The organism is Streptomyces sp. Y309 (genome assembly GCF_056712025.1).
In genome coordinates this window covers 4,651,613-4,672,401 of the sequence record NZ_CM160048.1, presented here as the reverse complement: position 1 = coordinate 4,672,401, position 20,789 = coordinate 4,651,613, and the positions used below count along the sequence as shown (strand labels likewise).

18 protein-coding genes are annotated in these 20,789 nt (G+C 69.7%); 9 read left to right on the top strand and 9 right to left on the bottom strand.

Annotation, left to right across the window (positions count from 1 at the left end; translation table 11 throughout):
• Window positions 1–22 precede the first annotated feature (22 nt).
• The 6 genes from murJ (at window position 23) to trxA (ending at window position 8,077) form a co-directional block, all read left to right on the top strand.
• Window positions 23–2,860 (top strand): murein biosynthesis integral membrane protein MurJ, encoded by a 2,838-nt coding sequence (gene murJ, locus AC0KTA_RS18785; protein WP_481056268.1) that lies wholly within the window; start codon window positions 23–25, stop codon window positions 2,858–2,860.
• Between the two features lie 118 nt (window positions 2,861–2,978).
• Window positions 2,979–4,691, top strand: a complete 1,713-nt coding sequence (locus tag AC0KTA_RS18780; RefSeq protein WP_481056267.1) for a protein kinase family protein — start codon at window positions 2,979–2,981, stop codon at window positions 4,689–4,691.
• Window positions 4,692–4,734: 43 nt separating this feature from the next.
• Entirely contained in the window at window positions 4,735–5,499 is a 765-nt protein-coding gene (gene sigM / locus AC0KTA_RS18775; protein WP_481056266.1) for an RNA polymerase sigma factor SigM, read from the top strand.
• Entirely contained in the window at window positions 5,496–6,557 is a 1,062-nt protein-coding gene (locus AC0KTA_RS18770) for an anti-sigma factor family protein (protein ID WP_481056265.1), read from the top strand. The genes sigM and AC0KTA_RS18770 overlap by 4 nt, the downstream gene beginning before the upstream one ends.
• 173 nt (window positions 6,558–6,730) lie before the next feature.
• On the top strand, window positions 6,731–7,696 hold the full coding sequence (trxB, locus tag AC0KTA_RS18765; protein WP_481056264.1) for a thioredoxin-disulfide reductase: 966 nt from the start codon (window positions 6,731–6,733) through the stop codon (window positions 7,694–7,696).
• A 48-nt stretch (window positions 7,697–7,744) separates the two neighbouring features.
• On the top strand, window positions 7,745–8,077 hold the full coding sequence (gene trxA / locus AC0KTA_RS18760; RefSeq protein ID WP_481056263.1) for a thioredoxin: 333 nt from the start codon (window positions 7,745–7,747) through the stop codon (window positions 8,075–8,077).
• A 153-nt stretch (window positions 8,078–8,230) separates the two neighbouring features.
• Here trxA and AC0KTA_RS18755 read toward each other — a convergent pair whose 3' ends face one another.
• The 9 genes from AC0KTA_RS18755 to rpmH form a co-directional block, all read right to left on the bottom strand.
• A complete protein-coding gene (locus AC0KTA_RS18755; protein ID WP_481056262.1) occupies window positions 8,231–8,848 on the bottom strand; it encodes a GNAT family N-acetyltransferase in 618 nt (205 codons plus the stop codon).
• Between the two features lie 374 nt (window positions 8,849–9,222).
• On the bottom strand, window positions 9,223–10,344 hold the full coding sequence (locus tag AC0KTA_RS18750) for a ParB/RepB/Spo0J family partition protein (RefSeq protein ID WP_481056261.1): 1,122 nt from the start codon (window positions 10,342–10,344) through the stop codon (window positions 9,223–9,225).
• Entirely contained in the window at window positions 10,341–11,417 is a 1,077-nt protein-coding gene (locus AC0KTA_RS18745) for a ParA family protein (RefSeq protein ID WP_481056471.1), read from the bottom strand. The genes AC0KTA_RS18750 and AC0KTA_RS18745 overlap by 4 nt, the downstream gene beginning before the upstream one ends.
• 296 nt (window positions 11,418–11,713) lie before the next feature.
• Complete coding sequence (gene rsmG, locus AC0KTA_RS18740) at window positions 11,714–12,430, bottom strand: 16S rRNA (guanine(527)-N(7))-methyltransferase RsmG (RefSeq protein ID WP_481056260.1); 717 nt, start codon at window positions 12,428–12,430, stop codon at window positions 11,714–11,716.
• A 97-nt stretch (window positions 12,431–12,527) separates the two neighbouring features.
• Window positions 12,528–13,043, bottom strand: a complete 516-nt coding sequence (locus AC0KTA_RS18735) for a Jag family protein (protein ID WP_189731184.1) — start codon at window positions 13,041–13,043, stop codon at window positions 12,528–12,530.
• Between the two features lie 14 nt (window positions 13,044–13,057).
• Window positions 13,058–14,383 carry a membrane protein insertase YidC gene (yidC, locus tag AC0KTA_RS18730; RefSeq protein WP_481056259.1) on the bottom strand — a complete coding sequence of 442 codons (1,326 nt, stop codon included), beginning with the start codon at window positions 14,381–14,383 and terminating at the stop codon, window positions 13,058–13,060.
• Window positions 14,384–14,386: 3 nt separating this feature from the next.
• Complete coding sequence (gene yidD, locus AC0KTA_RS18725) at window positions 14,387–14,746, bottom strand: membrane protein insertion efficiency factor YidD (protein ID WP_189731188.1); 360 nt, start codon at window positions 14,744–14,746, stop codon at window positions 14,387–14,389.
• Window positions 14,743–15,114, bottom strand: coding sequence for a ribonuclease P protein component (gene rnpA / locus AC0KTA_RS18720; protein ID WP_481056258.1), 372 nt, complete (start codon window positions 15,112–15,114; stop codon window positions 14,743–14,745). Before rnpA ends, yidD begins: the two co-directional genes overlap by 4 nt.
• Window positions 15,115–15,135: 21 nt before the next feature.
• Entirely contained in the window at window positions 15,136–15,273 is a 138-nt protein-coding gene (gene rpmH, locus AC0KTA_RS18715; RefSeq protein WP_016644655.1) for a 50S ribosomal protein L34, read from the bottom strand.
• 377 nt (window positions 15,274–15,650) lie between these two features.
• Here rpmH and dnaA point away from each other — a divergent pair, with 377 nt between their 5' ends.
• From dnaA to gnd, 3 genes are all read left to right on the top strand, one after another.
• A complete protein-coding gene (gene dnaA / locus AC0KTA_RS18710; RefSeq protein WP_481056257.1) occupies window positions 15,651–17,633 on the top strand; it encodes a chromosomal replication initiator protein DnaA in 1,983 nt (660 codons plus the stop codon).
• A 939-nt stretch (window positions 17,634–18,572) separates the two neighbouring features.
• The gene (gene dnaN / locus AC0KTA_RS18705) at window positions 18,573–19,703 is read left to right on the top strand and encodes a DNA polymerase III subunit beta (protein WP_481056256.1); all 1,131 of its coding nucleotides are present in this window, start codon (window positions 18,573–18,575) and stop codon (window positions 19,701–19,703) included.
• 132 nt (window positions 19,704–19,835) lie between these two features.
• Window positions 19,836–20,720 (top strand): phosphogluconate dehydrogenase (NAD(+)-dependent, decarboxylating), encoded by an 885-nt coding sequence (gnd, locus tag AC0KTA_RS18700; protein WP_481056255.1) that lies wholly within the window; start codon window positions 19,836–19,838, stop codon window positions 20,718–20,720.
• Window positions 20,721–20,789 lie beyond the last annotated feature (69 nt).

Below are 20,789 nucleotides of genomic sequence, written 5' to 3'. Positions count from 1 at the left end.
GGACCATGAGGTGGGGTAAACCATGAACGCGCCGTACGACGGTGAGCGCGGCGAGGGCACGGGCAGCTCCGGCGCGGCCGGAGGCCCGCCTCCCGGCACGCCTGAGGACGGTCAGGTGCCGCCGCAGCACGCGCCGGACGCCTACCTCCAGGACGCGTACGCCCAGGACCCCTACCGGGCTCAGGACCTCTCGGCCCAGGACCCGGTGGCCGAGGCGCTCTACGACCGCGCGGCGCACCCCCCGCCGCCCCCCGGCAGCTATCCGGACCCGCAGCAGCTCTACGCCCAGCCGCCTTCGTCGCAGTACCAGCCGGACCCCCGAGTCTGGGCCCAGACCCCGCCCCCGGAGCCGGAGGGCCCGACCCGGCACCTCCCGTACGGCGATGACCCGCGCACGACGCAGTACGTGGGCGTGGACGACCTCGTCACCCAGGCCGGCGAGGAGCGGCACCAGCCGGACGCCTTCGCGCACCTCTTCCGGGACCAGCAGGGCAGCGGCTACCAGGACCCGCGTGCGGGCGGCTACGGCGACCCCCGGGCCGGCGACCCGCGCGCGCAGCAGGCGTCCGGGTACGAGGGCCAGGACGGTGGATACCAGGGGCAGCAGCCCTCGGGGTATCAGGGTCAGCAGCCCGCCCAGGGCGCCGGGCACCAGGGCCAGCAGGCCGCCGGCTACCAGGGCCAGCAGGCCGCCGGCTACCAGGGACAGCCCGCCGCCGGGTACCAGGACCAGCAGCGTGGCGGGTATCAGGACCAGCAGGGCAGCGGATACCAGGACCAGCAAGGCGGCGGCGCGTACCCCTACCAGCAGCAGCCCGGCCAGGCGACCTACTCGGACCCGCAGCACCCGGGTGCCGGGTACGCCGACCAGCACGGCCACGGTCAGCACGGCCAGCAGCCCGGCGCCGGATACGCCGCCCAGCAGCAGCCCGGCGCCGCGTACCCCGACCAGCAGCACGGCACGCCGTACGCGTACCCGCAGAGCGAAGCCGCCTACGGCGACCAGCAGAACGCCCAGTACGCGCAGCAGGGCACCCCGTACGCCGCGCAGCAGGCCGGCGGCTACTACCAGGACCCGAACCAGTACCCGGACCCGAACCAGGGCGGCTACTACCAGGACCCGCAGTACGGCGGTGCGCGCCCGCCCGCGCAGCCGGAGGCGGCCCCGGCCGTCCCGGCGCCCGCCAAGCCCCCCACGCCCGCCCCGGCGACGCCCGCGGGGAAGTCCGGCGGCCGCGCGTCCGGCCTGCTGAAGTCGAGCGCGGTGATGGCCGCGGGCACGATGGTGTCCCGCCTCACCGGCTTCGTCCGCTCGGCGATGATCGTCTCGGCCCTCGGCATCGGCCTCCTCGGCGACACCTTCCAGGTGGCCTACCAACTGCCGACGATGATCTACATCCTCACTGTCGGCGGCGGGCTCAACTCGGTCTTCGTGCCGCAGCTCGTGCGCGCCCAGAAGAACGACGCGGACGGCGGCCAGGCGTACGCCAACCGGCTCCTGACGCTGGTCATGGTGGTGCTGGGCGCGCTCACCGTGCTCGGCTGGTTCGCGGCGCCACTGCTGGTCCACGCGCTCTCCACGCCGGTGGCCAGCGACCCGGCCGCGAACGAAGTCGCCATCACCTTCGTCCGCTACTTCCTGCCCTCGATCTTCTTCATGGGCGTCCACGTCGTGATGGGGCAGATCCTCAACGCGCGCGGGAAGTTCGGCGCGATGATGTGGACCCCCGTCCTCAACAACATCGTCATCATCGCGACGCTCGGCATGTTCCTGTGGGTGTACGGCACCTCCGAGAAGTCGGGGATGCGCGTCACCTCGATCCCCGACGACGGCGTGCGCCTGCTCGGCGTCGGCGTCCTGCTCGGGCTCGTCGTCCAGTCGCTCGCGATGATCCCGTACCTGCGCGAGACCGGCTTCAAACTGCGCCTGCGCTTCGACTGGAAGGGCCAGGGCCTCGGCAAGGCCGCCAAGCTGGCCAAGTGGACGATGCTCTTCGTCCTCGCCAACCAGGCGGGCGCGATCGTCGTGATCCAGCTCGGCACCGCGGCGGTCAAGCACTCCGGCATGGACGGCACCGGCTTCGCCGCCTACTCCAACGCCCAGCTCATCTGGATGCTCCCGCAGGCCATCATCACGGTCTCCCTGATGGCCGCCCTGCTGCCAAGGCTGTCCCGCTCGGCCCACGAGGGCGACACCGGGGCCGTCCGCGACGACATCTCCCAGGGCCTGCGCACCTCGGCCGTCGCGATCGTGCCGATCGCCTTCAGCTTCCTCGCGCTCGGCATCCCGATGTGCACGATGATCTTCGGCTCGTCCGGCGTCAACGGCGCGACGCGCATGGGCTACATGCTGATGGCCTTCGGCCTCGGCCTGATCCCGTACTCGGTGCAGTACGTCGTCCTGCGCGCCTTCTACGCGTACGAGGACACCCGCACCCCCTTCTACAACACGGTCATCGTGGCCGCCTTCAACGCCGCCGCCTCCGGGGTCTGCTACCTGGTGCTGCCCGCCCGCTGGGCCGTGGCGGGCATGGCCCTCTCGTACGGCGCCGCCTACGCGATCGGCGTGGGCGTCGCCTGGAACCGGCTGCGCAAGCGGCTGGGGGGCGACCTGGACGGCGCGAACGTGATCCGTACGTACGCCCGCCTCGCGCTCGCGTCCGTGCCGGGGGCGATTCTCGGCGCCGGGACCGGGTACGCGATCACGAAGGCACTCGGTCAGGGGGTCATCGGCTCGCTGGCGGCGCTGGTCGTCGGCTGCGCGGTGCTCTTCGGGGTCTTCTTCGTGGCCGCACGGCGCATGCGGATCCAGGAGCTGAACTCGCTGGTCGGTATGGTGCGCGGGCGGCTGGGGCGCTGATGTGAAGGAGTCCGCACAACCATCGTCGGCCACCGCGTGTCGTGCATAGCGCCGGACTGTGGGCACAATTGGCTTTGGCGTCTGACGAAGCGCAACGGATGGGGAGGCAGGAACGACGGTGGCGGAACGGAGCACGGCTGCCGTCGACGTGGCAGACAACAGCGGCGACAAGCCGCTGACCGCGCAGGCGGAGCAGTCCACGGCCGACGGGGTGGCCCAGACCCGGGAGCGGGACACGGCGGACGACGGCACAGCCAAGACGAATGAGCCCACCAGTCCGCCCGGGGCGACGACGCCCCCGGAACTGCACAGCGGCCACAAACTCGCCAGACGCTATCGCCTCGAGGAGTGCGTCACCCGTCTGGACGGTTTCAGTAGCTGGCGTGCGGTGGACGAGAAACTCCGCCGGGCAGTGGGTGTGCACCTGCTGCCCGCCGACCACCCCCGTGCCCGCTCGGTGCTCGCCGCGGCCCGCTCCGCGGCGCTGCTCGGCGACCCCCGCTTCGTCCAGGTCCTGGACGCGGTCGAGGAGAACGACCTCGTCTACGTCGTGCACGAGTGGCTTCCGGACGCCACGGAGCTGACCGCGCTGCTCGCGGCGGGGCCGCTCGAGGCCCACGACGCCTACCAGCTCGTCAGCCAGGTCAGTCAGGCCATGGCCGCCGCCCACCGCGAGGGCCTCGCGCATCTGCGGCTCACCCCGAGCGCCGTCCTGCGCACCTCGTCGGGCCAGTACCGCATCCGCGGCCTCGCCGTGAACGCCGCGCTGCGCGGCATCAGCTCCGAGACCCCGCAGCGCGCCGACACCGAAGCGATCGGCGCCCTCCTGTACGCCTCGCTGACCAAGCGCTGGCCGTACGACAACGACGCCTACGGCCTGTCCGGGCTGCCCAAGGGCGTCGGCCTGCTCCCGCCGGACCAGGTCCGGGCCGGCGTGCACCGCGGCCTGTCCGAGCTCGCCATGCGCGCGCTCGTCAACGACGGCGCCACGGCGTCCCGCCAGGAGCCCGCGTGCACCACGCCGGACGACCTGGTGAAGGCCATCGCCGAGCTGCCCCGCATCCGCCCGCCGGAGCCCGCCTTCACGGCGCCGCCGGAGTACCAGCGCACGACCTACCAGCAGGGCAACTACGGCCGCGGCTCGCAGCCCCCCGGGGCCACGCAGCCCGTCCCGGCGCCGCCGCCCCCGCTGCAGAGCCGCACCGGCAGGGCCCTCAAATGGGCGGTCTCCGCGCTCCTCATCGCCGCGCTCGGTCTGGGCAGCTGGCAGCTCGCGGACGCGCTGATGGACCAGAACAAGAATGGTGACTCGGGTACGTCGAAGACGACGGACGGCGACGACAAGAACCAGCCGAAGCCGCCGAAGCCGATCGCCATCCAGGGTGCCCAGGAGTCCCTGATCGGCGGGAAGGCGCAGGACCCGGAGAACGTCCCGAAGACGTACGACGGCGACACCTCCACGCTCTGGCGCACCAGGTCGTACGTGGACGGGCCGCGACTGGCCCCGTACCGCCAAGGCGTCGGCATCGTCTACGACCTCGGCTCCGCGAAGAACGTCTCGGTCGCGTCGATAGGCCTCAGGTACCCGGGCGCCGACACGACGGTCGCGCTGTACGCCGCCGACTCGATGTCGCCGTCCGGACCGGTCGACTCGATGAAGAAGATCGGTGACGCCACGACCACGAGCGCCAGCTTGAAGATCAAGGCCGGCAAGCCGGTCAAGACGCAGTACGTGCTTCTCTGGATGACACACGTGCCGGAGTCCGGCACGGACGGCTACTACAGCGCGGGCTACAAGCAGGGCATCACGGACGTGAAGTTCAAGGGCTGACCGGTCCGGCGGACGCTGAGGGGCGAGGGGAGGGGGTTCCACGGTGGACAGCACCGAGCTCGGTGAGCTGAGCGATCAGGACCTTCTGGCCCGCCATGTCGACGGCGACAAGGACGCCTTCGGTGAGATCGTCCGCCGCCACCGCGACCGGCTGTGGGCGGTGGCGCTGCGCACGCTGGGGGACCGCGAGGAGGCGGCGGACGCCGTCCAGGACGCCCTCGTGTCCGCCTACCGCGCCGCCCACACTTTCCGCGGCCAGTCCGCCGTGACGACCTGGCTGCACCGCATCACCGTGAACGCCTGCCTCGACCGGGCGCGCAAGGTCGCGTCCCGGAAGACCTCTCCCGTCGACGACACCGAACGCCTGGAGCAGCTCCTCGAGCCGCACGAGTCCGCCGCGGCGCCCGTCGAGCGCGGGGATCTGCACCGGGAGCTCCTGGCGGCGCTCGGCACCCTGCCGCCCGACCAGCGGGCCTGCCTCGTCCTGGTGGACATGCAGGGCTATCCCGTGGCCGAGGCGGCCCGCGTGCTCGACATCCCGACCGGGACGGTGAAGAGCCGCTGCGCGCGCGGCAGAGCCAGACTCCTGCCCCTCCTGACGCACCTGCGGACGGAGGCGCCGCCCCGACGCGAGGGCGGCGGCGGCAGTGGAAGTGGCGGGGACGACACCAGAAACTCTGCTCCGGGACGGAACCGGACGCAGGGGACAACCGTCCCACCGGCAGCGGAACCACAGGACGCGGGGCCTCCTCCGGATGCGGGACCCAGCGACTCAGCGGCAGTGAAGGGCGGAGGTGGGCGAGCGTGACCACGACGACAGACTCGGCTGGGCACCCGGACGTCGCCGAGATCTCCGACCTCACCGAGGGCCTGCTCTCCCCGTCCCGCACGCTCGATGTGCGCCGGCACCTGGACGACTGCCCTCTCTGTACCGACGTCTATGAGTCCCTCGAAGAGATCCGCGGCATGCTCGGCACGCTGCCGGGGCCGCCGCGGATGCCCACCGATGTCGCGGAGCGCATCGACGCGGCCCTGGCGGCCGAGGCGCTGCTCGACGCCACGGCCGCAGTCGCCGAGGCCGAATCCTCAGACCTCGTCACAGCCGCAAGTGAATCCGCAGCCGATGACGCAGCCAACGCCACTGCTGCCTCCAGCCGTGAAACCGTGACCGACCCCGCCGCGCATGTTTCACGTGAAACATCGACCCCGGGATCGACCAAGCCGACCCCTGCGACCTCCGCGACCTCCGCGACGGGGGCCTCACCAGCAGCGGCCACACACGGCCCCGACACCCGTGGCCCCGCCGGACACCCGCGAGCGGCCACCGGCCCTGGCCGCAGCAGCCGACTGCGCGGCAGCCGTCGGCGTACGGCCGTACTCGGCGCCGTCTTCACCGCGGCCGCCTTCGGCCTGGGCACGTTGCTCATCCAGCCGTGGAGCAATGACTCGAAGGAGCCTAACTCCGCGTCAGCGGAGAAGGACACGTTCTCCAAGGGCAAACTCGGAACCCAGGTCTCCGACCTTCTCGCCGGGGAGCAAGCGGCCGCCGGAACGGACGGTGGGGCCTCACAGCCGTCCTACGACGTGCGGTCCAGCCCGGAGGAAGGACCCTCGAAGAACTCCAAGATGCGCGAGAACTACGTCGAGGTGCCCGCCTGCGTCGAGAAGGGCCTCGGCGGTCGTACACCGCTGGCCGCCGACAAGGGCACCTACGAGGGGAAGACCGCTTACCTGGTGGTCGTGCCGCACGACTCCGACAGCGCGAAGGTCTCCGCGTACATCGTGGACGCCGCGTGCGTGCACGCCTCCGCGGCGCCCGACGCCACCGGCAAGGTGCTTCTCACCGAGTCCTACGTCCGGCCATGAGGTCCTGAGCCCTCTCGAGCCCCCTCGTCTCCCGCACCTGGGCACGCCCTGCTTCCGTGTGCTCGGACACGTTGGGAATGCTCGCCCCGTAGGATCCGTTGGGTGGGGTGAGAGTCCTGAGACAGGCACCCACCGGCAGTACGCAGCAGTCCCCAGAGACGAGGAATCAAGCCGTGACCGACGTCCGTAACGTGATCATCATCGGCTCCGGGCCCGCCGGCTACACGGCGGCGCTCTACACCGCGCGCGCCTCGCTGAAGCCCCTGGTGTTCGAGGGAGCCGTCACCGCGGGCGGCGCGCTGATGAACACCACCGATGTGGAGAACTTCCCGGGCTTCCGCGACGGCATCATGGGTCCCGATCTCATGGACAACATGCGCGCCCAGGCCGAGCGCTTCGGCGCCGAGCTCGTCCCCGACGACGTGGTCGCCGTCGACCTCACCGGCGAGATCAAGACGGTCACGGACACGGCGGGCACGGTGCACCGCGCGAAGACGGTCATCGTCACGACGGGCTCGCAGCACCGCAAGCTGGGCCTGCCGCGGGAAGACGCCCTCTCCGGACGCGGCGTCTCCTGGTGCGCGACGTGCGACGGATTCTTCTTCAAGGACCAGGACATCGCGGTGATCGGCGGCGGTGACACGGCGATGGAGGAGGCCACCTTCCTCTCCCGGTTCGCCAAGTCCGTGACCGTGGTCCACCGTCGCGACAGCCTGCGCGCCTCCAAGGCCATGCAGGAGCGCGCCTTCGCCGACCCGAAGATCAAGTTCATCTGGGACAGCGAGGTCGCCGAGATCCATGGCGACCAGAAGCTCTCCGGCCTCACCCTGCGCAACATCAAGACGGGTGAGACCTCGGAGCTGCCGGTGACGGGCCTGTTCATCGCGATCGGCCACGACCCGCGCACCGAGCTCTTCAAGGGCCAGTTGGTGCTGGACGACGAGGGCTACCTGAAGGTCGACGCGCCGTCGACGCGCACGAACGTGCCGGGCGTCTTCGCTGCCGGTGACGTCGTCGACCACACGTACCGCCAGGCGATCACGGCGGCGGGCACGGGCTGCTCCGCCGCTCTCGACGCCGAGCGTTTCCTCTCGGCCGCCGTGGACAGCGAGACCGCTGCCGCTGCCGCCGCCGTCTGAACCACCGACCCCACCAGCCTCACCGCACCACCAAGTTAGGAGCCCCTCGTGGCCGGAACCGTGAAGCACGTTACTGACGACTCCTTCGAGCAGGACGTCCTCAAGAGCGACAAGCCCGTACTGGTCGACTTCTGGGCCGAATGGTGCGGCCCGTGCCGCCAGATCGCGCCGTCCCTCGAGGCCATCGCCGCCGAGCACGGTGACAAGATCCAGATCGTCAAGCTCAACATCGACCAGAACCCCACCACTGCCGCCAAGTACGGCGTCATGTCGATCCCGACGCTGAACGTGTACCAGAACGGTGAGGTCGCCAAGACCATCGTCGGTGCCAAGCCGAAGGCCGCCCTCGAGCGCGACCTCGCGGACTTCATCACCGAGTAGTCGACGCACGCCGCTGTGGCGGCGAGCGATGTTTCACGTGAAACACGAATGGGCCAACCCCGTGGGGTTGGCCCATTCGCTTGTCCGGAGCTTCCCCGCGCGCTTGTCCGGAGCATTCTCCGCGGCGCTCTCAGCGGTGGCTACCGCGCCTGATTACAGCGGTCGCAGCGCCGGTTCCTTCTGGACCGCGCCCAGGAGCCGGTCGAGGGCCAGCTCGACGTCCTCCTTCCAGGAGAGCGTCGTCCGCAGCTCCAGCCGCAGCCGGGGATAGGCGGGGTGCGGGCGGACCGTCTTGAATCCCACCGCCAGCAGATGGTCGGCCGGCAGGACGCAGGCGGGCTGCTCCCAGCGGGCATCGCCGAACGCCTCGATGGCCTTGAAGCCTCGGCGCAGCAGGTCCTTCGCGACGGTCTGCACGATGACGCGGCCCAGGCCCTGCCCCTGATAGCCCGGCATGATCCAGGCGGTCATGAGCTGGACGGCGTCCGGTGAGACGGGACTGGTGGGGAAGGCGGTGGAGCGCGGTACGTACGCGGGCGGGGCGTAGAGAACGAAGCCCACCGGCACATCGTCGACGTAGACCACGCGTCCGCAGGATCCCCACTCCAGCAGGACCGCGGAGATCCACGCTTCCTTCTCCAGCTCCGGGGTGCCGGCCTTTACCGCGGCTTGGCCGCTGACCGGGTCCAGCTCCCAGAAGACACACGTGCGGCAACGCTTGGGAAGGTCCGGAAGGTTGTCCAGCGTGAGCGGTACGAGCCGTCGCCCCATGAAGGCGGTTCCTCACTTTCTTCGCCCGCGGCGCCACGGGCGGCTGTCAGTGCGCTCCGTTCCCTGAGCAGGCTGCCGACGAACCCGCCGACCGCTCCGAGGCCGAGCCCCGCGGTCACCAGTCCTGTGCGGCTCACCGATCGCATGGCCCCCGCCTCCCCTAAGAGGTGCTGTCAGGTGGATGCGCCGTACCTGATCGCATCGTATCCACGATGCGATTGCATCGATACCGTAAGAAAGGAAAGAGCAGGCCGTGTTCCGGCATACACCGGACACGGCCTGCTCTCACTGGGGCTCTCGCGGGAATCAGCCCCGCAGAGCTCCGGGGTTCAGTCCCGTAGAACTCGGGAGGTCGCTCCCGTAGAACTCGGGCCTCAGTCCCGCTCATCCTCCGTCGTGCCACCCTCGGCCTCGGCCTCCGCTTCGGCGAGCCCGTTCCTGAGGACGGGGCCTTCCTCCGGGGCCAGCGTGGCGAGGATGCGCTCCAGGTCCTCCAGCGAGGCGAAGTCGACGACGATCTTGCCCTTCTTCTGGCCCAGGTCGACCCGCACTCGGGTCTCGAACCGGTCGGAGAGACGCGTGGCGAGACCGGTCAGCGCCGGGGAGACGATCGTGCCGGCGCGGGGGCCCTTGGCCTTCGGCTTGCTCTGCGGCCGTGAACCCATGAGGGTCACGATCTCCTCCACGGCACGCACCGAGAGGCCCTCGGCCACGATGCGGTGGGCGAGCCGGTCCTGCTCCTCCGCGTCCTCCACGGACAGCAGCGCACGGGCGTGGCCCGCGGAGAGGACACCGGCGGCGACCCTCCTCTGCACCGTCGCCGAGAGCTTCAGCAGCCGCAGCGTGTTGGAGACCTGGGGACGCGAACGCCCGATGCGGTCAGCCAACTGGTCGTGCGTGCAGTTGAAGTCCTTGAGCAACTGGTCGTACGCCGCGGCTTCTTCCAGCGGGTTCAGCTGGGCGCGGTGCAGGTTCTCCAGGAGCGCGTCCAGGAGGAGCTTGTCGTCCTCCGTGGCCCGCACGATCGCCGGGATGCGCTCCAGGCCGGCCTCACGGCAGGCACGCCAGCGCCGCTCGCCCATGATGAGCTCGTAGCGCGCGGGCCCCAACTGCCGTACGACGACGGGCTGGAGGAGACCGACCTCCTTGATGGAGGTCACCAGCTCCGCGAGGGCGTCCTCGTCGAACACCTCGCGCGGCTGACGCGGGTTGGGCGTGATGGAGTCGAGGGGGAGCTCCGCGAAGTGCGCGCCGGCCGGACTCGTCGGTCCCTCCACGGCGACGCCGTTTACCGGCTCCTCCGTTTCATGTGAAACGGGGCTCTGCGGAAGCGAGGCCACCTTTGCGGCCGCCACGCCCCGCTCCGCGGTGAGCAGCGGCACGGACGAGGGCGAGGTGGAGGCTCCGCCCGCGGCCTGGGCAGCCGACTTCTCCGTAGGAGCCGCAGGGATCAGAGCGCCGAGCCCACGGCCCAGCCCTCTCCGTCGCTCGCTCACTGGATCCCCTCCGTCAGGTTCTGCTGTTCGTTCTGGTTGCCCACGTGGGCGTGCTGCACGTCGTAGCGCACGCCGACACCGCGGAGCGCAATCTCCCGTGCCGCCTCGAAGTACGACAGGGCACCGCTGGAGCCCGGATCATAGGTCAGCACGGTCTGGCCGTAGCTCGGCGCCTCCGAGATGCGCACCGAGCGCGGGATGCTCGTGCGCAGCACCTCGTCGCCGAAGTGGTTGCGCACCTCGTCCGCCACCTGTGACGCCAGCCTTGTCCGGCCGTCGTACATGGTGAGCAGGATGGTCGACACGTGCAGGAGCGGGTTGAGGTGTCCCCGGACCAGGTCGACGTTGCGCAGGAGCTGCCCGAGGCCCTCCAGTGCGTAGTACTCGCACTGGATCGGGATCAGTACCTCCGCACCGGCCACCAGGGCGTTGACCGTCAGCAGCCCCAGCGACGGCGGGCAGTCGATGAGGATGTAGTCCAAAGGCTGTTCATACGCTTGGATCGCCCGCTGCAGCCGGCTCTCCCGCGCCACCAGGGAGACCAGCTCGATCTCCGCGCCGGCGAGGTCGATGGTCGCCGGGGCGCAGAAGAGGCCTTCGACATCCGGGACCGGCTGGACGACCTCGGAGAGAGGCTTGCTCTCGACCAACACGTCGTAGATGGAAGGGACTTCGGCGTGATGGTCGATGCCGAGGGCCGTGGAGGCGTTGCCCTGCGGATCGAGATCGACCACCAGGACGCGCGCGCCGTGCAGAGCGAGCGAGGCGGCAAGGTTGACGGTTGTCGTCGTCTTGCCCACTCCGCCCTTCTGGTTGGCGACCACCATGACTCGGGTCTGTTCCGGTCGCGGCAGCCCTTCGCCGGCACGGCCAAGGGCTTCCACCGCCAACTGGGCGGCGCGACCGATGGGGGTGTCGTCCATCGGGCTCGGTGTTTCACGTGAAACATCCTCCCCCGCCGACTCGGTACGGGGACCGGGGACCGGATCGGTCATCGGTCCCGCGATGTTGGCGTCGGACCGCAAGGATTCACTCTCCTCGACTTCAGGCTCGCAATGAACAGAGCCTCCCATGCTTTCGGGGTCGTGAACCAGCGAGGCCCGGTCTTCTGTGGACGAATCCCCCTCTGTGGACAACTCCGTGCCCTTGTCGAGGGAGCCGAGCGGCCGACGTTCGCGAGGTTCCGCAGCGCGGCCGCGACTGATGATGCCATGCAGCAGTGAGCGACGTTTCACGTGAAACACGATGCACGGCGACCGGGGTGCCGCTGGTGCGACACCCCGGTATGCGTACGTTTGACAGCTTTTGTGGAGTACGGCTCGTCGTCAGGACGGATCAGCGACGGGTCAACTCGACCCTTCTGCGCCGATCAGCGACGGCGTCGAGTCCGTCCCGTGCGGGCGGCCTTGGCTCGCTTGGCCGCGAACCGCACGCCGCCCGGGCTCTCGCCGACCTCGACCCGCACCACGGTGGACAGGGGGTCCACCACGCCCTCGCCCACGTGCACGACGGAGACGGACTCCGCGCCGAGCTTGTTCAGGGCCGCTCGCGCCGCCTTGACCTCTTCCTCGGCGGTGTCGCCCTTGAGGGCCAGCATCTCTCCGTACGGACGCAGGAGCGGCACGCCCCAGCCCGCGAGCCGGTCCAGCGGGGCCACGGCCCGTGCCGTCACGACATGGACGGGCGGCAGCTTGCCCAGGACTTCCTCGGCGCGGCCACGGACGACCGTGACATGGTCGAGCCCGAGCAGCTCGACGACCTCGGTCAGGAAGTTCGTACGCCGCAGCAGCGGCTCGAGGAGCGTGATCTTCAGGTCGTCGCGGACGAGGGCGAGCGGGATGCCGGGCAGTCCGGCGCCGGAGCCGACGTCGCACACCGTCACGCCCTCGGGCACCACCTCGGACAGCACCGCGCAGTTCAGCAGGTGCCGCTCCCACAGGCGGGGCACCTCACGGGGGCCGATCAGGCCGCGCTGCACTCCCGTCTCGGCCAGCAGCTCCGCGTACCGGACAGCATCCGGGAACCGCTCACCGAACACTGTCCGCGCCTGCTCCGGCGCCGGGGGGAGCTCCGCTGCCTCCGTCACGGGGACCGTCCTTCCGTACCGCACTGGGTCGCTGACTATCAGGCTGACAAAGACCGGCCCCGTCTGCGAACAGACGGGGCCGGGAAAACGCGTGTGATCAGGCGGGGAGTACCACGACGAAGCGCTGCGGCTCCTCGCCCTCGGACTCGCTGCGCAAGCCGGCGGCCTTCACCGCATCATGCACGACCTTGCGCTCGAAGGGCGTCATCGGCTTGAGCTTGACCGGCTCGCCGGAGCTCTTCGCGTCGGCCGCGGCCTTGGCGCCGAGCTCGGACAGCTCCTCACGCTTCTTCGCGCGGTAGCCCCCGATGTCCAGCATCAGGCGGCTGCGGTCGCCGGTTTCGCGGTGCACCGCGAGGCGGGTGAGCTCCTGGAGCGCCTCCAGGACCTCGCCGTCGCGGCCGACCAGCTTCTGCAGATCGCGGCTGCCCGCGTCGCTGATGATCGACACCGCGGCGCGGTCGGCCTCGACGTCCATGTCGATGTCGCCGTCGAGGTCGGCGATGTCCAGCAGACCCTCGAGGTAGTCCGCCGCGATCTCGCCCTCCTGCTCGAGGCGGGTCAGGGTGTCGCCGGCCTCAGCAGCGGCAGAGGTGGTGGTGCCTTCCGTCACGGGATGGACTCCTTCTACTTCTTCGACGGGTGCTTGGGCCGCTGCTGGCCCTTGCGTCCGGACTTGGCTTTGCTGCGGGTGCCCTGGCCGGGCTGGCCGCCGGAGGCTCCGGACTTGCCCTTGTTCTCGGTGTCCTTCTTCGCGGCGCCCTTGGGCTCGGCCTTGCCCGGGGACTTGTCCGCGGGACCGTCCTCGGACTTGGTCAGCGACGTCTTCGCGTCGGCGTCCGTCTTGGCGGGCGCCGTGGCGGAGCCGGACTGGCGCTTGGACTTGCTCTGCCGCTTGGGCTGCTGCCGCTTGGGCGCGCCACCGGCGGCCGGTTCGCCGTCCTCGGTGGTGGTGGCCGCGGTCTCGCTGACCACGATCGTGCCGTCGGCCTGGGCCGCGAGGCCGGCCTTGTGCAGGCCGTTGATGAACTTGCGCTCGTACTCGTTGCGGTCGCGGCCCTTGGCGACGATGGCCTTGACCACGTTGGTCTCGCGGCGGTTGCGGGTCTTCTGGGCGTGCGTGGCGTGCTTCAGCAGGCGCTCCAGGAACGCGGCCTGGGCCTTGGAGCCGGGGGTCGGGTTCTGCCGGATCACGTACATCTGCTGGCCCATGGTCCACACGTTGGTGGTCAGCCAGTAGACGAGGACACCGACGGGGAAGTTGATGCCGAAGACGGCGAACATGACGGGGAAGACGTACATCAGCATCTTCTGCTGCTGCATGAACGGCGTCTTCACGGTCGTGTCGACGTTCTTCGTCATCAGCTGGCGCTGCGTGAAGAACTGCGACGCCGACATGAGGATGATCATGAGCGCGGTCACGACGCGCACGTCCGTCAGCGTGGCGCCCAGCGAGGCGACCTTGTCGGCGCTGTCCGTGAACTTCACCGCGAGCGGGGCACCGAAAATGTGGGCGTCACGAGCGCTGTCGAGCAGCTGCTGGTCGATGACGCCGACCTTCTTGTTGGACGCGATGCCGTTGAGCACGTGGTACAGCGCGAAGAAGAACGGCGACTGCGCCAGGATGGGAAGGCACGAGGAGAGCGGGTTGGTGCCCGTCTCCTTGTACAGCTTCATCATCTCTTCGGACTGGCGCTGCTTGTCGCTCTTGTAGCGCTCCTGGATCTTCTTCATCTCGGGCTGCAGCGTCTGCATGGCCCGGGTCGCCTTGATCTGCTTCACGAAGAGCGGGATCAGGCAGATGCGGATCAGGATCACCAGAGACACGATCGACAGGCCCCAGGCCCAGCCCGTATCAGGGCCGAAGAGCGCACCGTACAGCTTGTGGAACTGCACGATGACCCAGGAGACGGGTGTCGTGATGAAGCTGAAGAAACCGGCAATCGTGTCCACTAATCAGGCTCCTTGAGCATGGGACGGGGTCTCGGCGGCCGGGCTCGTGGGAGCCGGGGGGAGGTCTCCGGTCGGCGCGCCAGCGGCGGAGGGCCCGCCCTTGCGTTCGCGCCAGGCGGCGCGCAGCATCTCGTGCCACCGTGGGCGCTTGCGTGGCGGCACATGATCGACACCACCGAGCGACCACGGATTGCACCGCAGGATGCGCCAGGCAGTGAGCGCCGTGCCCTTGATCGCACCGTGCCGATCGATGGACAGATAGCCGTAGTGGGAGCACGACGGGTAGTACTTGCAGACTGGGCCGAGGAGTGGACTGATCGTCCACTGGTACAGCTTGATCAGCGCCAGCAGCGGGTACTTCATCGCGCGCCCCCTCCCAGCAGCCGCTCCAGGGCGGCGTCCAGGTCTCGGGCCAGCTGTGCATGGTCGGCGTCGCCCGCGCCGGGCAACGCTCGTACGACTACCAGGCTACCGGGGGGCAACAGGGCCAGTCGGTCGCGCATGAGGTGGCGGAGTCTGCGCTTGACCGTGTTGCGGACCACGGCTCCACCCACGGCCTTGCTCACGACGAAACCCGCACGTGTCGGGGGAAGGCTCTCCCCTGGCACGTGCGGGTCCGTTGCACCGCTGCGTAGATGGACGACGAGTAGCGGGCGTCCAGCCCGGCGTCCCCGACGTACCGCGGTCGCGAAGTCTTCGCGCCGCCTCAGCCGATGCTCGGTAGGCAGCACGACGTCATGACCTAATCGCGCTTAGGCGGACAGGCGGGCGCGACCCTTGCTGCGGCGGGACGCCAGGACGGCGCGGCCGGCACGGGTGCGCATCCGCAGCCGGAAGCCGTGGGTCTTCGCGCGACGACGGTTGTTCGGCTGGAAGGTGCGCTTGCTCACTCGGGGGCTCCAGAAATGATGTGTGTGGTGGCGGAGCATCGCCTGGCTGTCACCGTGCGCCCACGAGAAGCTCGCGTATACGCACCGAGTGCACCGCTTCACAATCACAGATCGTGATCTTTGCCCATCGGAGGCAGGCGGCAGCAGCCATCGACAACTCGACCTGGTTACGGTACGCGGGGCTACGCCATCCGGTCAAACCAGCGGCCATCGAGAGACACTGTGCACAGCCTGTGGACAACAACTTGAACCGCACCCGTCGCCCTGACTACCGTGGCTGAACTCCGGTTCATTCCCTTCCCCCCGCCCCTCCCGATTTCCGTCACTACCCGTCCCAAGAACCACACCTTCGTGGGACCCATGAGAGAGCGTGCCCTGTGGCTGACGTACCTGCCGATCTTGCCGCAGTGTGGCCACGGGTTCTGGAGCAACTTCTGGGAGAGGGGCGAGGGCAGGGCGTCGAGGCGAAGGACGAGCACTGGATCAAACGGTGCCAGCCGCTGGCGCTCGTCGCCGACACCGCGCTCCTCGCCGTGCCGAACGAGTTCGCCAAGGGCGTTCTGGAGGGCCGTCTCGCCCCCGTCGTCAGCGAGACGCTGAGCCGGGAGTGCGGCCGCCCGATCCGGATCGCGATCACGGTCGACGACTCGGTGGGCGAGCCCCCGACCCCGCCCGCGCCCCCGGTCCAGCAGCAGTCGCGGTACTCCGACTACGACGAGCAGCAGTCCCGGTACGAGGACCAGTCCTCACGGTACGAGGACCACCCGCCGCGCTACGAGGAGCCCGAGCAGCCCTCCTCCGGTCAGGGGCATGACACGTACGACGGCTATGGCCGCCGTCCCGGAGACGAGCGCGGCGGACGCCCCGATCAGCTGCCGACGGCGCGCCCCGCCTACCCGGACTACCAGCGCCCCGGCGCCTGGCCCCAGCAGCCCCAGGACGACTACGGCTGGCAGCAGCCCCGCCTGGGCTTCCCGGACCGCGACCCGTACGCGAGCCCGCCCCAGCAGTCGCAGCACGACTACCGCTCGGGGCCGCCGCAGGAGCGCGGGCCGTACGACCAGCTCCCGGACCGGCAGCAGCACGACCGGCAAGACCGTCACGACCGGCACGAGCGCCCCGAGCGGCACGACCGCCGGGACCGGCACGAGCTGCCCGAGTCGTCCGGCGGCGCGGGCTCCGGCGGCCGCACCGGACCCGGGGGCCAGGGAAGCCACGGCGGACCGGGCGGGCCCGTGGGCCGCGGCGGCACCCCGCTGCCCGCGTCGAGCGGCGCCCCCGGCCCGCTGGCCGCGCAGCCCGCGCCCGCGACCGGTCCCGGCGAGCCCACCGCGCGGCTCAATCCGAAGTACCTCTTCGACACCTTCGTGATCGGCGCGTCGAACCGTTTCGCGCACGCGGCCGCGGTCGCCGTGGCCGAGGCGCCGGCGAAGGCGTACAACCCGCTGTTCATCTACGGGGAGTCGGGGCTCGGCAAAACGCATCTGCTGCACGCCATCGGGCACTATGCGCGGAGCCTCTATCCCGGTACGCGCGTCCGTTATGTGAGCTCCGAGGAGTTCACGAACGAGTTCATCAACTCCATCCGCGACGGCAAGGGCGACAGCTTCCGCAAGCGCTACCGCGAGATGGACATCCTCCTGGTCGACGACATCCAGTTCCTCGCGGACAAGGAGTCGACGCAGGAGGAGTTCTTCCACACCTTCAACACGCTGCACAACGCGAACAAGCAGATCGTGCTGTCCAGCGACCGGCCGCCCAAGCAGCTCGTGACCCTGGAGGACCGGCTGCGCAACCGCTTCGAGTGGGGCCTGATCACCGACGTCCAGCCGCCCGAGCTGGAGACGCGTATCGCGATCCTTCGTAAGAAGGCGGTGCAGGAACAGCTCAACGCCCCGCCGGAGGTCCTGGAGTTCATCGCGTCCCGCATCTCGCGCAACATCCGCGAGCTGGAGGGCGCGCTGATCCGGGTCACGGCGTTCGCGTCGCTCAACCGGCAGCCCGTGGACCTCGGCCTCACGGAGATCGTCCTCAAGGACCTGATCCCCGGCGGCGAGGACGCGGCCCCGGAGATCACGGCGACGGCCATCATGGCCGCGACCGCCGACTACTTCGGGCTCACGGTGGACGATCTGTGCGGCTCCTCGCGCAGCCGGGTCCTGGTGACGGCACGGCAGATCGCGATGTACCTGTGCCGCGAGCTGACCGACCTCTCCCTGCCGAAGATCGGCGCGCAGTTCGGCGGCCGCGACCACACGACCGTGATGCACGCCGACCGCAAGATCCGCGCACTGATGGCCGAGCGCCGCTCCATCTACAACCAGGTCACCGAGCTCACCAACCGCATCAAGAACGGCTGACAGCCGCCGAGTTACGCCGCCTCAAGGGCGCTCCGGACAGCTTCCGGAGCGCCCTTTGCGTTCACCCTTCGCGTTGTCCAGGGCGCTTCCATGGGCCGTCCGCGAGCCGTCCGACAGGGCTTCCATGGGCCTTCCACTGGGCTCCTGCCGACCTTCCGTGGGCCTTCCACGCGCCTCCCACCCGCCTTCCACGGCCTGTGGACGCGACCTCCCCGACACCTGCTGTTCGATTCCACCTCACCGTGCGTGCGTTCTCCACAGATCTGTGGCCTTTACGCCTTCCACACCCTGGGGACTGGCGAGTTGTCCAGATCGTGTCCACAGGGGACCCTGCTGAATGTTCATCAGGCCAGGTCAACCGGTTGTGGATTCGTGGACGACGACTTTCCACAGACTGTGGACGAAGATCGCGTCCACAGGGCCGCTCCGGAGTTGTCCACCGGTGGCCCACAGGCAGGGGCCCGTTGTGCACAGCTTCTCGCGCGTTCTCCCCAGCCCTGTCCACTGTTCGGCAACGCGACGCGCCCTCTCACCGGGACGAGTGAAAGGCGTCACACGAAGTTGCTTGGTTGGCCTGTGGGGAAGCTGGGTAAAGCTGGGGACAGGGCTGGGGAGAAGTGCCCTCTCCCTGTGCATCGGGTGTGCAGAACTTTCGCCCGTCCACAGAATCCCCCGGTTGTCCACCGCCTCCGCCCACAGGGTCAGTGGACAAAAAACGGGCAGTGACCTGCGCATTCGCGGTTATCCACGGTTTCCACAGGCCCTACTACTACTCCCCCCTAGAGAGACCTGGGAATCCGTTTCGAAGAGGGGGCTGTGCACAACTCGCCGCTCGGCCCGCCGACACCTCTCGGCACGACTTGACCCCGACGGGCACCAGCTGTCAGTGCGGTGCGTCAGACTGGTCCCCAGTGCCAGCAACAGCAGGAGGGCGGCTAAGTGAAGATCCGGGTGGAACGCGACGTACTCGCGGAGGCGGTGGCGTGGGCGGCACGCAGCCTCCCGGCTCGGCCGCCAGCGCCCGTCCTCGCGGGCCTGCTGCTGAAGGCCGAGGACGGCGCACTGAGCCTGTCCAGCTTCGACTACGAGGTCTCGGCCCGCGTCTCCGTGGACGCCGAGGTGGACGAGGAGGGCACGGTCCTCGTCTCCGGCCGCCTGCTCGCCGACATCTGCCGCGCCCTGCCCAACCGCCCGGTGGAGATCTCCACAGACGGTGTACGGGCGACGGTGGTCTGCGGCTCCTCGCGATTCACACTCCACACCCTGCCTGTGGAGGAGTATCCGGCGCTGCCGCAGATGCCCACCGCCACCGGCACGGTCCCCGGTGAGGTCTTCGCCGCCGCCGCGAACCAGGTGGCGATCGCCGCCGGGCGCGACGACACCCTCCCGGTGCTCACGGGCGTGCGCATCGAGATCGAGGGCGACAAGGTCACCCTGGCGTCCACCGACCGCTACCGCTTCGCGGTCCGCGAGTTCCTGTGGAAGCCGGAGGACCCGGAGGCCTCCGCGGTCGCCCTGGTGCCCGCCAAGACCCTCCAGGACACCGCCAAGGCGCTCACGAGCGGCGACACGGTCACCCTGGCGCTCTCCGGCTCCGGCGCGGGCGAGGGCCTGATCGGCTTCGAGGGCGCGGGCCGGCGGACGACCACGCGCCTGCTCGAGGGCGACCTGCCGAAGTACCGCACGCTGTTCCCGACGGAGTTCAACTCGGTCGCCGTCATCGAGACGCCCCCCTTCGTGGAGGCCGTCAAGCGCGTGGCCCTCGTCGCCGAGCGGAACACCCCGGTGCGGCTCAGCTTCGAGCAGGGCGTGCTCATCCTGGAGGCCGGCTCCAGCGACGACGCACAGGCTGTGGAAAGGGTCGACGCCCAGCTCGAGGGCGACGACATCTCGATCGCGTTCAACCCGACGTTCCTGCTCGACGGCCTCAGCGCGATCGACTCCCCGGTCGCCCAGCTGTCGTTCACGACGTCCACGAAGCCCGCGCTCCTGAGCGGCAAGCCCGCGCTCGACGCGGAGGCCGACGAGGCGTACAAGTACCTGATCATGCCCGTTCGTCTGAGCGGCTGAGCCCACAGGTGTGTGGCCGCGTCCGGGCGTAGGCTCGGACGCGGGTACGAAAGTGCCGCGGGTACGTGAGCTGCTCGACGAGGAGCGGCGGCGACGTGCCTTCACGCCACATCGCTAGTTAGGAACGCACTGATGGAGCTCGGTCTCGTCGGTCTCGGCAAGATGGGCGGCAACATGCGCGAGCGCATCCGCCGCGCAGGCCACACCGTCATCGGATACGACCGCAACCCGGACCTCGCGGATGTCGAGAGCCTCGAAGAGCTCGTGAGCAAGCTCAAGGGCCCGCGCGTGGTGTGGGTGATGGTGCCGGCCGGAGCCGCGACGCAGTCCACGATCGACGAGCTCGGCGAGCTCCTCGAGCCCGGTGACGTCGTCGTGGACGGCGGCAACTCGCGCTGGACGGACGACGAGAAGCACGCCGAGGAGCTCGCGGCCAAGGGCATCGGCTTCGTCGACTGCGGCGTCTCCGGCGGCGTCTGGGGCCTGCAGAACGGCTACGCGCTGATGTACGGCGGCGACAAGGAGAACGTCGCCAAGGTGCAGCCCGTCTTCGACGCGCTCAAGCCGGAGGGCGACTTCGGCTCGGTGCACGCGGGCAAGGTCGGCGCCGGCCACTTCGCGAAGATGGTCCACAACGGCATCGAGTACGCGATGATGCAGGCCTATGCCGAGGGCTGGGAGCTCCTGGAGGCCGTGGACTCGGTCACCGACGTCCGTGAGGTCTTCCGCTCCTGGCAGGAGGGCACGGTCATCCGTTCCTGGCTGCTGGACCTCGCGGTCAACGCCCTCGACGACGACGAGCACCTGGACAAGCTGCGCGGCTTCGCCCAGGACTCCGGAGAGGGCCGCTGGACGGTGGAGGCGGCGATCGACAACGCCGTGCCGCTGCCCGCGATCACCGCGTCGCTGTTCGCGCGGTTCGCCTCGCGTCAGGACGACTCTCCGCAGATGAAGATGATCGCGGCGCTGCGCAACCAGTTCGGCGGCCACGCGGTCGAGTCCAAGAGCGAGCACTGAGCCACAGCTCGCACGGTCCTTCGTCCACAGCCTGTGTGGACCGGCGGGGGACCGGCAGCACGTTGAAGT

Bases quoted from the DNA above. Each gene is read 5' to 3' on its own strand.
- AC0KTA_RS18745 (WP_481056471.1), bottom strand. From the start codon at position 11,417: ATGGGAGGCTCTGTTCATTGCGAGCCTGAAGTCGAGGAGAGTGAATCC.
- murJ (WP_481056268.1), top strand. From the start codon at position 23: ATGAACGCGCCGTACGACGGTGAGCGCGGCGAGGGCACGGGCAGCTCC.
- gnd (WP_481056255.1), top strand. From the start codon at position 19,836: ATGGAGCTCGGTCTCGTCGGTCTCGGCAAGATGGGCGGCAACATGCGC.
- yidD (WP_189731188.1), bottom strand. From the start codon at position 14,746: ATGAAGTACCCGCTGCTGGCGCTGATCAAGCTGTACCAGTGGACGATC.
- AC0KTA_RS18755 (WP_481056262.1), bottom strand. From the start codon at position 8,848: ATGGGGCGACGGCTCGTACCGCTCACGCTGGACAACCTTCCGGACCTT.